Consider the following 16,324-nt stretch of genomic DNA (forward strand, 5'->3'; position numbering starts at 1 on the left):
ATTTTCAGACATGAGAGAACTAACCCTAAAAGAGCTGCAAGCATTCGCCCTCGACATCCTGAAAGATGTCCATCAGTTTTGCGAAAAAGAAAACATCCGCTATTCGCTGGCCTACGGGACTCTCATCGGAGCGCTACGGCACAAGGGATTCATTCCCTGGGACAACGATATCGACATCTGCATGCCGCGCCCGGATTACGAACGTTTCTTAAAGACGTACAAGTCCAACCATTTCGAACTCGCGTTCTTCGGCAAGGAATGCAAATACGACAGCCTGATTGCCTACGCCCGCGTATTCGACAACAAGAGGACCGTCGCCCAGAGCGGCCACTGGATCGCGCAGCCCGCAGGCGTTTGGATCGACATCTTCCCGCTCGACGGCGTTCCGGACGACTTTGACGAGTTCAAGAAGCTCTACAACGACTTGCACGACGACTGGGCAAAAATCATCGGGAAAAAAATCCAGTTCCGCCGTTTTTCCCATTGTTCGGGAATCAAGGAAGCGCTCAAGCTCCTTTATCATAAAATCCGCAGAAGGAACGGCCTCGGCGGCCACAAAATGCAAAAGGAATACAACGAAAGGATCGCCCGCATTCCTTTTGGAACGGCCCGGTTCTACTCCCAGCTCGCCGTGATGGACAACGGCCCCGTGGAGCACCTTCCTGTAGGTTCCTACGACGAGCGGATACTTCTGGATTTCGACGGAGCGAAATTCTACGCGATAAAAGATTATGACACGGCTTTGCGGGCAGTTTATGGCGACTACATGCAGCTCCCCCCTGAAGAGGATCGGGTCCCCCATCAGTCATTCATAAAATTCTACTGGAAAGATGGCGTCAATTAAGCAACAGACTCTCAGCAGTTCCAAATGGAACTTCATAGAACGAATTTCCTCGCAGGGAATTCAGTTTTTGCTGGGAATCATCATGGCACGATTGCTGTTGCCATCCGATTATGGTACCATCGGCCTGCTCGCCATTTTTTTCGACATATCCCAGGCGTTCATCGACAGCGGGTTTAATTCCGCGTTGATCAGGACAAAAGACCCGACGCAAAAAGATTACAGCACCGTTTTCTATTTCAATTTACTCATATCCGTAGCCGTCTACGCCATCCTCTTTTTCCTCGCCCCATCAATAGCAGGCTTTTTCAAAATCCCCATACTTTGCCCCATCCTAAGGGTACAAGCCGTCACGCTCATCATCAATGCGGCCATGGCGGTCCAAGTGTCCATGCTGAACATCCAGCTGGACTTCAAGTCCCTCGCAAAGCGCAAGGTTGCCGCGACGCTCATTTCCGGAATCTGCGGGGTCGCGTTCGCCTATGCGGGTTTTGGAGTATGGTCCCTTGTCCATCAGCAGATTATCGCCGCAGGCGTCAACCTGGTCTTCATCTGTTACGTCTGCAGGTGGATTCCCAAAGCTGGCTTCAGCACGGAGTCCTTCAAAAGGCTTGGCGCATTCGGCAGCAAGTTGCTCGCGGCCGGTCTCTTGCATACATTCTATAGAAATTTCACGACATTCGCCATCGGTAAATTTTACTCCGCGCAGGATCTAGGTTACTATTCCCGCGGCACGAGCATCGCCGACCTGCCGGGCAGTACAATAAATGGCGTACTGCAAACCGTCACCTACCCCATTCTCGCAAAAATCCAGGACGACGACGAGCAATTGGTTCGCATATACCGCAAGTACATCCGGATTACCTCTCTTGGAATCTTCATCATTTCCGGCATACTCTGCGCGTTGGCAAAGCCCGTCATACTTCTCATCCTCACCGACAAATGGGCGGAATCCGTCATCTATCTCCATATTTTCGCCTTCTCCTACATGTTCGACCATCTAAGTACGATCAACCTGAACCTACTCAAGGTCAAAGGCCGGTCAGACCTTTTTTTAAAACTGGAAATCTTGAAGAAGACCATCTCCATCAGCCTTATTCTATTGGCCATTCCACATGGCATCCTCGCCATCTGCTTCGCCAAGTTCCTTTATAACCAAATCGCCGTTTTCATCAACACCTACTACACAGGAAAGCTTTTCCACCTGGGCTACATCCAGCAAGTCAAGGATTTCTCGCCTTACCTCATCCGTTGCATACTCGCCTGCATTCCGGCCTATCTTGTAACCTATCTAGAGTTACCTCACATTGTCACCATCTTCATCGGCGGCAGCCTGGCATTTTTCCTATATTGGCTTATGCTCAGAAAAAATCCGGACATGCTAGAGCTCGTTGAATTATTAAAAGAAAGGTTCAAGAAGAAAAAATGAAAATTATCAACGACATCAAGCTGGCAATCAAGAGAATCGTCAACAGGACGACCGCAAAAGACCGCAAAGCCATTTTCTTCTATCCGCACAAGAACTGCAGCATTGACGGTTACGACATTCTCAACGGCGAATCCGACAATGTCCTTTGCCTTTTCAACGACATGCTCCGGGATCCGAAATTCAACGATTACCATTTTTTCATTCTTTACTACCATAAGGACCGGCTGAAGTCTTACAAGGATTACTGCAAGGACTTTTTCCCCAACCGGATTCATTTCGTACTCAACAGCGACAAAGTAAACAAGTTCAAATCCCTTTGCCGGTGCTATACCATTTTTACCGACTCCGACTATACCAAAGTCGAGTACAAGGTTTCTACGCAACGGACCGTTTGCCTGAACTATTTCGGCGGGCTCATCAAGAACGAATTCCACCGTTGGGAAAACCACGGGGGATTCAAGAAAATGTTGCAGGAACAGGTGGACATGCATCGCCTATACGACTACCACCTCTCCATTTCCGATATCTGTTCCAAATTCATAGCCTTAGACAACTGTCACTATTATTCCAACTTCATATCCCTGGGCTTCCCGCGTAACGACATTTTGTTCAGGGACCATTCGGCGCTCCGCCAACAGATTGAAGAACTTGTAGGCTTCAAGTTCAAGAAACTGATTACCTATGTACCCACCCACCGGGATTACGAAAACCGCACCCGTGAATTTTACGACGCATCCAAAGCGACCACGCGTTCCATTTGGGGGCACGTGACCGCCGAAGAGCTCGAATCTCTCGAGAAAACGCTGGAAGATACCGACACCTTAATCATCGCGAAGGTCCACCCCATTCAGGATGCCATGACGAATGTCATCTCCAAGGAATCCAGCAAGCACATCCTGTTCTATAAGGACCTGGTTCAGAATATCAGGACAAGCCTAAACCCACTGCTCGCCATTTCCGACAGCATCATCACGGACTACACCACCACGGTTTACGATTTTCTATACATGGACCGTCCCATCATCTACTACTTCTATGACATAGAAGAGTATCGTGCGACCCGCGGATTCTTCATCGAACCCATCGAATCCGTCTGCGCCGGCCACATCACCCATAACATTGACGAGCTCCAAAACGCCATCCGCGACATTGCAAACGGGAACGACCCCGAAAAACAGAAGCGTCAGTTCTTGCGGCAACTGTTCATCAAGGACATCGACGGAAACGCGACAAAGAGAATCAAAGACTTTTTCTTTACAGATCCAGCTTCAAGATAACCGGATAATGGTCTGACGGGAAACGCTGTTCCCCGTCTTTTTCGTACTTGTCCAACAAGATCTCGTATTCCAGGACGCGGACGGGCTTGGTCACAAAAACATGGTCCAGGCGTTCGTCAGATACATAATCCTTCTTAAACCTATTGAACGTGCCGCCCGTGGACTTTTTTTGCTCGGCCAGATGATAACCGTCCCGCACAACGTTCGATGAGTTCAGGATTTCGTATCCATCGCTTTTCTGGTTGAAGTTCATGTCACCCATCAATATGACATTCGACGATTCGCCGGCAATATCCTTTATCTTCTGGATAAGCAACTTAGAGGATTCTCGCTCCACCTCTCCGCCCGCATAGTCACCATGAGCGTTGAACACCCAGAACACAGCCTGACGGCGCCTTATTCCGAACTTCACCCAGGTACACGAACGGATGTACGCCCCGTTCCACCCTAGCACAGGCTTTGTATCGTCTTCCGCGAGATAAAACATCCCGCTGTCAAGGACTTCGAATCGGTCCTGTTTGAAAAAGATGGAATTGAACGACCCCAACCGTCCATTTTCATGGTTCGGAAAACCGACTCTTCGATATTCATCCAACCGTGAATTCAGTTCATTCAGTTCCTTCTTGTAATCTTCCTGAACCCCTAAAATGTCAATGTCATTGGATTTGATTATTTTAACCATCGCTTCACGGCGGTTGGCCCAAATATTCCCCGCAATAGAATCTTTCTTTATGTTAATACGGATATTCCAGGTTGCGACTTTAATAGGGTCGGCAAAGGACATCCCTACAAACGAGCAACAAAAGAAAAAAAAGATGAAAAGCCTTTTCATAATCTTTAAATTTAATCTTTTTCTAGCAAATAACCAAAAAGCAACAAGCAGAAAAGAACAAAAAACACACTTTCAGCCGCAAAGTGGACTAGGCCATTTAGTTTAATTCGTATAATTTCTATTCAGTCGCATACAATTCCTTTGAAAATTAAATTATCTTTAAAATATGGGCAATTCTACCGCCAAGACCTCTCCTCCGAATCAGCGATACGCCTTTGTTGACATTGCAAAGGGATTTGCAATTATCGCCGTTGTTTTATGGCACATCAATTTTGCCAACGACTTTAACGCCGCATTCCCCTTAAAAACAATTCTTGGTGGTGGTTGGCACGTACCCGCATTCTTCATTATTTCTGGATTCTTTTTAAAGGAAGACCGATTATTAGCCCCATTCCATTTTGCAAAAAGCAAGCTTAAAACGATTTATCTATGGACTATCGCGATTTACATCCCCGCCATCTTAATGCACAATTTTTTCTTTAAAATCGGGTTCTACAGCAGCGGACCAAATCTTGGGTATAGTCAAGCGCTGCAACCGTATACTTCCGTAGACTTCATCAAAAAAATCATTGAAGCGCTGCTATTTGCCGGAAGAGAGCCCATCGTTAGCCCCTTGTGGTTTGCGTATGTCTTATGCCTCGCCTTAATCGGCTATTCATTAATCACTTTTTTCTCCCAAAAAATTTGGAAAGACCAATATCCTCTAGCTCGGGCGTGCATTTGCGTATTTTTGTCCACGGCATCCAGCGTACTTTCTAATCAATTTGACTGGACCCTAAATAGATTCAGCAACACCCTCGTCGTTTTATCCCTCCTTTGTTGCGGCCAATACTTGTTCCAAGTCAAAAAAGTCAAGTTTGATTCTCTCCCCGTTTTTTTATGCGCAGCCATCGCGTCATGGCAAAACTTCTTATTCAACGGGAACATCCTTTTAAACGACAACAAATTCCACGATCTGTTCCATATCGCAATCGGATCTACCTGCGCCCTATATGCGATCTGCTTCCTGTCAAAAAAAATCGAAGGTTCTCTTTTGGGCAAAGGAATCCAGATTGTCGGAAAGAAATCCTTTTATATCATGGGATTACATCTATTGGCATTTAAAGCCGTTACATGTATACTTCACGAATCGGACGAATCCGTAAACCTCGCCCGGCTAACCCCACTTACAAACGACAACGCCTTGCTCATAGCCATTTACCTTATTGCCGGGGTCGGATTACCAGTTCTTTTCGCTTATTTATGGGAATTCTTGTATCACAAGACTACTAGCAAGATTAAAGCGAATTTCTGTAAATGAAATTCACCGTTATCCTAGTCGTTGACTTGCACCCTTTTTCCAATGGCGTAGAGACCTCTGGTTTCAAAACAATATGAGGCAAGTCAAAAACCACGCCCACATAGGCCCGTCTTTCCAAGTCCCTATATTCAGCCTGATTCTTTATTCCAAGAAAAAGGCCTACTTCATCCAAGGGGATTGCCTGCACCCAAGCATTATAGGCATTCCTGGACTTTAGATCACTATCATAAAAGGGTTGGAACGTTCCCCCAATCTGAAGAAGCCGGCCCACGATATTGTAGTTCAACGTCAACATGGCGCCAACATCATAAAAATCCCCATTGTAACGGCGACCATAATAAAGCGTATAGGCCCCTTCGAGCCCAAAGTTTAGATAAAACGTGTAAAAAGCCGCCGCCCTTGCATATTGGAGTTCGACTTCCTCAACAAAGATGGAATTTTCCAAAGCCACGCCCCAATGCCTTGTATTCTCGTATGCGGCATAAGCGTACTTCGAATTACGCATGCCTAACATATAGTAAGACGCGAAGGAGGAGGATATAAATAACAAGCTGCAAATCAGAAGAAGTCGGATTTTCATAATTTTTCTCGCACCCTCCTAGTTAAAACCTCATAGCCTTCGGGACTTGGATGTAGACCATCATACAACAGGTCTTCATCTATTTCGTACCCCTTCTCAAGGAAATAAGGGAACACATTGACAAAAGCAAATCGAAGCGACGACGATTGCAAAGAATCTTTCAAAACGGCATTCTGCAATTCAATATTCAAGTTCACGGAGGTATCTTGTTTCCCCAAATAATTCCGGGGCAAAATCGAAACGACAACCAATTTCTCGGCATATATTTTTCTAGCGCGTTCCATAAAGAGCTTTGCGAAATAGCTTCGGCTCGCTTCCGCTTTAGAATCATCTAGACGGATTGTGCCTATATCATTCGTCCCGATTAACAATACCGTTGTAAGCCCTTTGCAATCCGACACATCCCATTTGTCAATATCTTGAACTTTTGCACCAACAACAGCATGTTTTTTTATAGAATATCCTGGAAAAAAATAATTCAAGTCCCATTGGTGCGTTATAGAATCCCCAACAAAGCACAGTTCTGATTCACCTTCATTAAAGGCGCAGGCTCCCAAAAAGCACATCAAACCAATCAGGAAGATTCTCATAGGCATAAATCAGGACAATTAGTTTCGCACAGACTTCATTCGCTTTCTAGGATTTTTTCTTCAACATATCGTTTTTCAAATTTGAAAGAAATCCTCTGACAAAGCCCTTCAATCCTATAGTTTTCACGACACGAGAGCAATTGCAAATTCCCTTCCACAGGGATTTCTTTAACAACAAATAGAACCAATATTCAACATGTTTTGCCCTGTATTGAGCGCACCCGTTGTCAATCAACATGCTCTCACATTTTAACGCAACACCAAGTCGGCATCGCAAGGCTTCCACAGAAGACGCTTTAATCAAGGAGTCGTTTCTGTACGTATAATTGTATATGCGAGAATCTATATATTCAACATTTTGGGCAAGCAAAGCTATCCGTGTACTGAACCAGGCGTCATTACTCCAGCGAGTTTCATCAAACCTCACATTATTGGTTTCAACAAGCTCTCGACGAATAAACTTCGCCCATGGAGCATTTCGTCTGTATCGAATATAGCCTTGGTCGTTTTCTTTTTTCGCCAAATCAAAAACAGAATTCGCCTTATGCTCAAAATTTGCAATCACCAGGGATTCCGAATCCTTATAATTTATCTTAAAAAAAACAAGGTCACAAACATCATCCTTGAAGGCGTCCATTTGGGAATCAAGCAAATCTTTTTCAAAGAAATCATCGCAATCTGCAAATACAAGCCACTTACCCGAGGCCTTCAAAAGGCCGACGTTGCGAGCATGCCCTGCCCCCAGGCCCGTTTTGTCAAAAACGACTTGAACATTCTTTCTTTGAAGGCCTGGAAATTTTTCAAAATTGACAACAGAAGGATCGCTATTGTCATCCACGACAATCGTTTCAACATCATCCCGTTCAGGAATCGAATCAAGGCACCTCTGCAAAAGCTTCGGCAAGTTCTTGTGCGGAATAATGATGGAGTAATTATACATGGTCAAATTTCAAAGGTAGACTTATTGGGAAGCAACTTCTCAAATATTTTTATAAGCTCGTTCTTCAATTTTTCAAAATTCATCTTCGGATCAGAATCGTTCAAACAGACCATCGGCTCGCGCTGATTCAAAATGACGTCCTCAATTTCCTTCATGGATGATTCCGATATTTCCATGAACCGACCTCTGCTTTTACAAGGGACGAAGTTCCCCTTCGCATAGCGCCAGTACCTAAAGAGCCAATTGGTCACGTCGTCATTTTGCCTAAACTTATGAATCGTCGTCTTTTCAAGAGTTTCAGCTTCACTGTTCCAAACCTCTTCCATGAGAGTCTTGGTATGGGCTACCGGAAGATGGTCGTCATAAAATCCCGTAAACTGTCCCCACGGAATCAAGGCAAGATTTCTATACAGATTCAATCCGTATTTTAGCGTAAAATATTTGCAGAAGTTTCGTTTTAAACAATTTTTCTTCGAAAAGTTTTTGTTCACCAGCGCCATGTTGTTGGCCCTTAAACTGAACAAGGATTCCCCATTCGGAATAAGCGCATTAAAAACAGCCCTGTCGCAAGGGAGGCCCTTCTTGAAAAAGAATCCCGGGCGCAGACTTTTCAAAAGGAACATATCATCGTTAAAATAGACAAATTGCTCCGACAATTCCGGAATTCTATGCAAATTGAGTTCCAGAGGATTGCAATTAAACGTCGGCAAAACATCGGGCTGCAAAAAATCGGAATGTTTCACTACATGTAATTTAGGATGCTCCGTATTCAAGAATTTGGGCAAATGTCCATAGGTTACAAAATGGATTCTATTTACCCACGGAGTAAATTTTTCAACAGCCCTGAACCAATACTGTAGATTATCCCAATCACGAAAACGAATCACCGACTCGGGGGTATAATTCGGATCCCATCTGTTTTTCTCAGCGAGCCACTTCGGGTCATTCCCGTCGACCCACAAAATAACAAAATCTATTTTTTCATTCATCTTACAGCCACTGTTTCAAAATAATCGATGTATATGGGAACGTGTCGTGATAACCATTATATATAAACATATAATACCAATATGCGACATAAAAACACATTCCCAGAGTTCCCACCACCTTTTGCCAGGTCTTATTCAAATGCGCGCAAACAAATGGCAAAGCAAAAATTTGGGTTATTACGAAATAATTCATAATACGTTCGGCATCATTGCCGATAAGTTCTCTCGCTTGCGTTGCAACGACCATGACAATCAAAGAAAACGCCAAGTATATCGTTTCCTTTCTGAAAAACCTTTTCCTATAACAAAAGAAAATGATCGGCATGGGCAGTGTAATTAGGAATTTCGTAATAAAGAACCCATGCGTACTGTCTTTAAAATAATGCGCATAGTCGGCATTCAATCCCATTGTCGCCAACACCACATCCACCGATTTCTGGACCAATAAGGCCATGACAATCCCCATAATCACCATGGACCACATCATTTTATACGACTGGGTTCTTCTAAGAAAAATGAACAGGGGATAGATAGCAAAAGCCACAAATGCGGATATATGGAAGGTACAAGCAAACGCGACAACGATCAAGAAGGGCAGCAATTTACGCTTATACGCATAGGTACAGGCAAACAGGACTATTGCGCAAGCCGCACTTTGCCTCATTTGGTTCAGCGAAATATTGTAATAAGAGAAATAATAAACAAGAAGCGCCAACCATACGGGCATGCGATTTCTGAACACTAGCAAAGCCTTCATCACGAAAAACATCTGCACGGCCATCAAGACACCAAAAAAAACATTATAGCTACCCGTAAAGCGGCTTACCACATAGTTCAGAAGCAAATAACCCGGTTCCATGCGGATCATCCAAACGAGATCTATTTCTGAATACCACCTACTTTGATAAACATCTAAAAAACAATCTTTACCATAAACCAAAACGTCCGTGCCGATGCAATCATCGCGCACGCCGGCAATCAGCGCCACCGGCAAGATTGCGAGCAACACCAGAAGCCAACGCTGTTTCGTATCACTGATTCTTGACGCCTTATAAAAAAACAGCGTTGACAGGGCGAATATGATGATATAGATAAGCAAATTTACAACTCTTTCAGATAAGCGGGAATCGACCTGCTCTGATATTTTCTAAGGAACAAATTCTTGAATACACCCCTGGCGGCACAATCAAACTCCATCGAATCGATCCTCTTCGCATAATCCGAAGGCGACTCGGCAAGCAACATGAAGTCCGAGAAGTCCTGCGAGATGCCTTCAAAGGCAAATTCATTCCCGACGACAGGCGTGCCGCATGCAAGCGACTCGACAACCTTCACCTTTACGCCGGCTCCAGAAAAAATCGGGGAAATGACAGCCTTGCTGTTCGCAATGATTTCATACGGATTGTCGACAAAGCCCAAGTACTCCACGTTCGGAAGGCTTTCTACGTACTTCCTGAAATCGTCCGGCATGCCGATTCCGATAATCACATACTTTTCGGTCTTCGGCCGACTGGGATAGACATTGTCAAAGAACCATTTCAGACCGTCGAAATTGTCAGGACGCTTCCACTTGCCAAAAAAGACAAGGCGGTCCTCAACCTTCTGGGGCACGGCCTTTACAATGTTCTCGTCCAAATAGAAATTCGTATAGAGGGAAGGCAACCCATAGGCGCTCTTTACCAAATCAACATCTTTTGGGCTGAATGTAAAGATGGTCAATTTGGGCATATGCATCAAGCGGCCTTCAGAATGTCTCACGAATTTCGAAACGAGGCCGCCATTATGGCCAAAGCGCTCCGCCATGACGTCGTGCGACATCAGGACCTTCTTGGCATCCGGGAAATGTTTGCCATACAAAAGCATCTGGCTATGGTCCAGATACAGCAAGTCGTAGGAATTCTGCTTCCAGGCTTTTTTCAAGAATCGCAGCAACCTGTAACTGAATCGAATAGAGAATGTCGGGTGAAGCGTCGGGTGCCTAACGCTGTTCCAGAGTTTCACAAGCGTAGAGTTCTTGCAGACTTTCAGGACGCGGACATTCTCGTTCGGACACACGTACTCTTTATCGAAGGAATACTTGTAATAGACCAGATCCACCTGGTTTTCCTTGGACAGGTCCTCAAGCAGCAATCTGGTGAATTTTTCTCCACCCGCCCTATCACTCGGCACATACGGCGTCAGAAACAATATTCGCATAAATACCTATTCGTGTGTTTTCCAATAGTTTTTATTCAGAGCGAATCGAATTCTAGTCTTTTTTGACAATTTCTCGTATCGGGCGCCCAGCTTGTTCGCCAAAAGCTTTGTCGCGCATTCAACAACATAATAGCCGGCAGCGATAAAGCGGCCCCGCTTCGCCAAGCGCAAAAGGATCCACTTCACCATCTTCATGCCTTCAGATGCGGCGGACACGCCGGCGAACAGGTCGTCGTTCATCTTCATGAACGCGGCGACATCGAAATTTCGAGTAAACTGCTGCTTTAGGGAATAATTGTGGGAATGATAAACTCCGGCGGTTCCCACATAGGCAATCTTGTAACCGGCAAAGATAAACTGGGCGGCAATTTTCATGTCCTCGTTCACCAGGATATCCTTGTCAAAGCCTCCGATATCATTGTAGGCCGTCCTCCGATAAGCGGAGCAGCAATCCGACGAGAAGAATGTCTTGACGCCCAGACGCGGCAAGTCTTCCTTACTACGGACAAACACATGCTCCGGGTAATTGAATTCACGATTCAACTTTTCCGTCACGGGGGCGTCGTCCCTTGCAATCTGCCTTCCGCTCGACATCGCGATCTTTTCGTCGTCCGCAAAAGGCGCAATCAAGTTCGCAGCGTAGTTTTCATCGACGGGCAAGGCGTCCTGCGTCAAGCAGAGAATGATATCGCCCGTCGTTTTTTGAATAGCTGTGTCGCGAGTGCCGCCATGGTTAAAATTCCTGCGTTCGACATTAAGAACGGTAACGCCAGCAAAAGACTTGGCGATTTCGACGGTCTTGTCTGTAGATTCCGAATCTATGACGACAATCTCATTGAACCTTACCGTCTGGGACAAAAGCCTTTCAAGGAGAGCCCCGATGAAGCGTTCCGCATTTAACGTAGGAATGACGACACTCGCACTCATTCGAGGACCTTTCCGTCGCAATCCCTGAACCAGTCCGCGAAGGCTTCTTCCAGAGAGAACTTCAACGGGTACTTTTCCGACAGGGCCTTGCCACAGATGTTGGTGCTGACCATAAGCTTTTTAACGCGATCGGGACATATTCCCAAACCGAGCCCGCCGAGCATTCCACCAACGCGTGCAGCAAACATCATGGGCTTTTTGGGGATATAGGGAACGCAGCGATTCATTTTCGTCGCCTTGAGCATCGCCTTGACAATGGTTTCAATCGTAGGGGCCGGATAAGAACAGCAATTGTACAACTGGAACCTATCGGAATCGTTGGCCATCAGCCACATCACGCGGACCAAGTCCTTCACGTAGATATTCGCCTTGACCGTATCCTTGCGGCCGGCATAGGCAAAGCGGCGCTTTTTCAACCCCGCATACAGACGAGTCATGTTGCCGTGTTCGCCCGTACCAAAAACAATTCCAGGACGCGCAATGGACAGTTTCCGATTCGGGTCGCCCGCAAGCCATGTCTGGTGTATTTTTTCAGCCACCAGCTTGGAAATGCCATACGGGGTATTTGGAGTCGGCAGAGTTTCCTCGGTCTTGACGTCTTCGGACGCCCCGTATGGGGCGATGCTACTGGTAAAAACAATGTTGTTGATACCATGCGCCTCGGCAAACGCACAAACGTTTTCCGCACCACGGATATTCGTTTCGAAGTAAGCCCTATCAGGATGTCCCGGAGTACGATGGACCGCAGCAAAATTGAAAATGATAGTATCCGAGCCGAAGTCACCTTCAATGTCTATCGGATTACGCACATCCACCTTGCATTCAAATGGGCTCGACCCATCTGCCAAGATATCGGCCACATAAACCTTCAATTCCGGAGCGTTTTCCTTCAGAAAAGAAACCAAATGCGAGCCAATAAAGCCCTTGCCACCAAAGATCACGACGTTCTTACAAGCGACCATAATACCTGCTTCTTACTCCGCCTTACCCTTACCGATGCTGGAAACTTCAAACCCGATCTTACGGAGAGCGTCGGCATCGAGGATATTGCGGCCATCGAACACGAAGGCAGGCTTCGCCATGCCCTTGTAAATGCGGTTCCAGTCGAGTTCGGCAAAGCACTTCCACTCGGTGCAGACCACCACGGCATGGGCGCCCTCGGCAGCCTTGTACGGATCTTCCTCGAACTGGACCTGGTCGAGCACGTCCTTAAGGTCGCGCTTGGCATCGGGGATGGCCTTCGGGTCGGTCACGACCGGCTGTGCATGTTCGGCGAGCAAATCACGCACCACGAGGTTCGCGGGGCTTTCGCGGGTATCGCCGGTGTTCGCCTTGAAGGCGAAACCGAACACGGCAATCTTCTTGCTTGCAATCGTGTTGAACATGGTCTCGAGCATGCGGTCCACCACGCGGTGGGTCTGCCACTCGTTGATCTTCACGACGCTTTCCCAGTAGGCGGCGACTTCGGGAAGTCCGTAGTAACCGCACAGGTACACGAGGTTCAAAATGTCCTTCTTGAAGCAGCTACCGCCGAAACCGATGGAGGCCTTCAGGAACTTCGGGCCGATACGGCGGTCCTTACCCATCACGTAGGCGACTTCGTCCACGTCGGCGCCAGTCTTTTCGCAGAGGGCGCTGATGGAGTTGATGGAGCTGATGCGCTGCGCGAGGAACGCGTTCGCGGTAAGCTTCGTGAGTTCGGAACTCCAGAGGTTCGTCGTAAGGATGCGATCACGCGGCACCCAGTGGGCATACACGTCCACCAGCTTCTGGCAAGCAGCAAGGCCAGACTCCGTCTGGTGGCTGCCGATGAGCACGCGGTCCGGCTCAAACAGGTCGTTGATAGCGGTGCCTTCGGCAAGGAACTCGGGGTTGCTGAGCACCTCGAAGTGCAGGCCCTTGTCGTTAGAGTTCAAGATGCGTTCCATCGCGGCGGCGGTACGCACGGGGAGCGTCGACTTCTCGACGATGATCTTGCCTTCGTCGGCAATTTCCAAGATGTTGCGCGCCGTCTTTTCCCAGTACTGCAGGTCAGAAGCCTTGCCGGCACCGTGACCGAAAGTCTTGGTCGGGGTGTTCACGGAAACAAAGATGATGTCCGCTTCCTTGATGGCCGCCGGAATGTCGGTGCTAAAGAAGAGGTTACGGCCACGGGCACGTTTCACCACGTCATCGAGGCCGGGTTCAAAAATCGGGAGATTGTCGCTGTTCCAGGCGTCGATACGGGCCTGGTTAATATCAACTACGGTAACCTTCACGCCGGGGCACTTGTCGGCGATAACAGTCATAGTGGGGCCACCGACGTAGCCCGCGCCAATGCAAAGAATATTGGTATCGAATTTCATAGTACTCTAAATTTAGCAATTACAAAAAATCACTTAAACTTCGCTGTATACGAAACACCGTTTTCAGGCATAATTACACGGGTCGGGGACGTTTCTCCGTCGCTCCAGCCTGTAAAAATTTCGCTACCATTAGCCATGGCCGTCACACTAATCCCAAGTCCCGTAAAGAAGTCAATTTTCATTTCAGGTCGGTCCAGAGGGAGCCCGTGAACGAGGATTCTTCCGCCACCTTCTACAGACAACGTAACAGAAACTGTTTCTAGGAGCTTAAAATACTCCGCAAGCTCCTGCATAACGATAGCTTGACGCTCCGAGGCAAAGGTCTTCAGTTGGTCCAGCCCCGACTTCATGTGGGAGGCGTTCAAATTCCAGCGTTTTTGATCGCGGGCCACTTCGCTTTCCATTTCCGACATCATAGCGTCAATGCGGCTCAAAATCCGGCCCGACTCAAAATTCATCGACAAAAGCACAGCCATGCGGTTGACGAACGCCACACGGAAGTCCTCGTTCTCCAACATCCTCCGCAACAAGAGCGTATATTCGGGGCCGTTTGGCCACGATTCGCCGTTCTCCGCCGTTGCAAACTCAAATATGTTGTTCTTGTACTCGCTGTGGTTGTTGCCAAAGCCAAAATCCAGATCGTACAAGAACCACCTCCATGGCGTACCTGGATTATGGCAACGCCACTTTTTGAGGTTGTTCCCGGGCCAATCCCTATTGTTCACAAAAATCTCGGTATGGACGTAATTCATAAAGTTGTCCACATCCATGAGCGAGGCAACATAGGCATAATTCTCGTCGTTGTCCAGGTGGTGCGTCTCGAGCCAATCCATGAGCGCCACGTAATCGACGGCAGAGCCGCTGGTCACCGAGTTGTCGGCCTTGAGCAAATCGATTTCATCCGAATCGTAGCCGTAATGCGTCTCAAAGTAGTACTCGTTGGACTTTTCGCGGATGTTGTGGATGCCATAGTACTCGCCGTTGTAATACACGACGGCGGGTCTCCCCCGCTGGTAATCGACGCCCAGGCCCTCCGTAATGGAACTCGCCAGGCGGTCCTGGATATAGTTGGAGCCGTAATTGCCGCCGTTGTTGCGCAAAACGAACCACTTGAACTTTTTCAACTCGGGGAACTCCGGGAACAGCGGGTACTTCAAACGGTTATTCCCGTACTTTTCGCGGAACACAATTGCGACGGACTTTTTCTTTTGCATCCTGCTGTAGTTGCCAAAAATCTGGAAACCCGCATTCTCGGCAAAGGCGGGCGAGTTCACGCCGGGCTCGAACAGCTCCACAAACACGGGGAGTTCCTTGTCCAGCCAGTAGTTCGCCCCGTAATGGGGCTCCGCCGTTTGCGCATTTGGACCTTCCATGTATATACCCGTGTCGGGATCAAAGAACGCCCCCGGGTCACCTACCACAAACACGGAGGCTACCGCAGGTTGGGACTCAAATAAATAGGTGCGCGTCTCTACAGGGCTGGGAGTCGCCCCTGCAACAAAGGAAGCGCAGCGCACAACGCTCGTGGAATCCAGCACCAGCGAAGTCACCTGCGGGCTCAACTCCGTCGGGAGCGCCCCGCCAAGTTCACAGCGGACATTTTCACCGGCGTCAAACGCCAATGCCACCGGCTGTGCATAAAAACCCGAAGGTGGTAGCTTTGCCGAGGGCGATGGCGACAGCTCACCCGAGACCACCCCAAGGGTAGCGCCGTACGGAGACGATTCCGCATAGCCCCAAATCATTGCCCCCACAGAGGAGGTCCCCAACGCCCACGATTTCCCCGTAGGCAATTCGGGGTATGCGACAGAATCCAGAATTTGGCTCTGCGCGTTTACTAAATAGAGGGAACCGCCCTTTTTGCTCGCCTTAAAACTGGCGTGCGGTTCATGGCCGCGATTGCGGACGATGTACGACGAAATGTCCATCGTCACTTCCTGCATTTCCTTGGACTCAGGACTAATGCGAGTCCCGTAAATATTCGAAGATGCCCCAAAGTTAGTTGAAATTTCTGCAACCAAAAAGAAAAAGGTGGTCTCCAACTTGTAAATTTGGTTCAGCAAAAAAACACCAAGCAA

At 47.6% G+C, this 16,324-nt stretch carries 15 protein-coding genes; 4 read left to right on the plus strand and 11 right to left on the minus strand.

The annotated features are described in order from the left end of the window. Positions 1–10 precede the first annotated feature (10 nt). The 3 genes from BUB55_RS11160 to BUB55_RS11170 are packed head-to-tail and all read left to right on the plus strand — an operon-like array spanning position 11 to position 3,547. On the plus strand, positions 11–844 hold the full coding sequence (locus BUB55_RS11160) for a LicD family protein (protein WP_073191336.1): 834 nt from the start codon (positions 11–13) through the stop codon (positions 842–844). Then, positions 831–2,270, plus strand: coding sequence for a lipopolysaccharide biosynthesis protein (locus BUB55_RS11165; protein WP_073191338.1), 1,440 nt, complete (start codon positions 831–833; stop codon positions 2,268–2,270). The genes BUB55_RS11160 and BUB55_RS11165 overlap by 14 nt, the downstream gene beginning before the upstream one ends. After that, entirely contained in the window at positions 2,267–3,547 is a 1,281-nt protein-coding gene (locus BUB55_RS11170; protein WP_073191341.1) for a CDP-glycerol glycerophosphotransferase family protein, read from the plus strand. The genes BUB55_RS11165 and BUB55_RS11170 overlap by 4 nt, the downstream gene beginning before the upstream one ends. On the opposite strand, the gene BUB55_RS11175 is transcribed toward BUB55_RS11170, so the two are convergent. Beyond that, a complete protein-coding gene (locus tag BUB55_RS11175) occupies positions 3,525–4,379 on the minus strand; it encodes an endonuclease/exonuclease/phosphatase family protein (protein ID WP_073191343.1) in 855 nt (284 codons plus the stop codon). The genes BUB55_RS11170 and BUB55_RS11175 overlap by 23 nt on opposite strands. A gap of 166 nt (positions 4,380–4,545) precedes the next feature. Here BUB55_RS11175 and BUB55_RS11180 point away from each other — a divergent pair, with 166 nt between their 5' ends. Further along, a complete protein-coding gene (locus BUB55_RS11180) occupies positions 4,546–5,679 on the plus strand; it encodes an acyltransferase family protein (RefSeq protein ID WP_073191346.1) in 1,134 nt (377 codons plus the stop codon). Here BUB55_RS11180 and BUB55_RS11185 read toward each other — a convergent pair. The 10 genes from BUB55_RS11185 to BUB55_RS11230 all read right to left on the minus strand — a co-directional run. Beyond that, positions 5,657–6,184 carry a hypothetical protein gene (locus BUB55_RS11185; RefSeq protein WP_143153030.1) on the minus strand — a complete coding sequence of 176 codons (528 nt, stop codon included), beginning with the start codon at positions 6,182–6,184 and terminating at the stop codon, positions 5,657–5,659. The two genes, BUB55_RS11180 and BUB55_RS11185, sit on opposite strands and share 23 nt — an antisense overlap. Before the next feature lie 71 nt (positions 6,185–6,255). Continuing rightward, a complete protein-coding gene (locus BUB55_RS11190) occupies positions 6,256–6,855 on the minus strand; it encodes an SGNH/GDSL hydrolase family protein (protein WP_073191352.1) in 600 nt (199 codons plus the stop codon). 40 nt (positions 6,856–6,895) lie between these two features. Next, positions 6,896–7,789, minus strand: a complete 894-nt coding sequence (locus tag BUB55_RS11195; RefSeq protein ID WP_073191355.1) for a glycosyltransferase family 2 protein — start codon at positions 7,787–7,789, stop codon at positions 6,896–6,898. A 2-nt stretch (positions 7,790–7,791) separates the two neighbouring features. Next, on the minus strand, positions 7,792–8,778 hold the full coding sequence (locus BUB55_RS11200) for a Stealth CR1 domain-containing protein (protein WP_073191360.1): 987 nt from the start codon (positions 8,776–8,778) through the stop codon (positions 7,792–7,794). Position 8,779: 1 nt separating this feature from the next. Beyond that, on the minus strand, positions 8,780–9,877 hold the full coding sequence (locus tag BUB55_RS11205; RefSeq protein WP_073191363.1) for an EpsG family protein: 1,098 nt from the start codon (positions 9,875–9,877) through the stop codon (positions 8,780–8,782). Positions 9,878–9,879: 2 nt separating this feature from the next. Further along, positions 9,880–10,974, minus strand: a complete 1,095-nt coding sequence (locus BUB55_RS11210) for a glycosyltransferase (protein ID WP_073191367.1) — start codon at positions 10,972–10,974, stop codon at positions 9,880–9,882. A gap of 6 nt (positions 10,975–10,980) precedes the next feature. Beyond that, positions 10,981–11,901, minus strand: coding sequence for a glycosyltransferase family 2 protein (locus BUB55_RS11215; protein ID WP_073191369.1), 921 nt, complete (start codon positions 11,899–11,901; stop codon positions 10,981–10,983). Next, positions 11,898–12,863, minus strand: a complete 966-nt coding sequence (locus tag BUB55_RS11220; RefSeq protein ID WP_073191373.1) for an NAD-dependent epimerase/dehydratase family protein — start codon at positions 12,861–12,863, stop codon at positions 11,898–11,900. The genes BUB55_RS11215 and BUB55_RS11220 overlap by 4 nt, the downstream gene beginning before the upstream one ends. Positions 12,864–12,875: 12 nt before the next feature. Beyond that, positions 12,876–14,246 (minus strand): nucleotide sugar dehydrogenase, encoded by a 1,371-nt coding sequence (locus tag BUB55_RS11225; RefSeq protein ID WP_073191378.1) that lies wholly within the window; start codon positions 14,244–14,246, stop codon positions 12,876–12,878. Between the two features lie 29 nt (positions 14,247–14,275). Continuing rightward, the coding region (locus tag BUB55_RS11230) for a CotH kinase family protein (RefSeq protein WP_143153031.1) at positions 14,276–16,324 on the minus strand (2,049 nt) is incomplete at its 5' end.

This window comes from Fibrobacter sp. UWP2, from assembly GCF_900141705.1.
Classification (GTDB): Bacteria; Fibrobacterota; Fibrobacteria; order Fibrobacterales; family Fibrobacteraceae; genus Fibrobacter.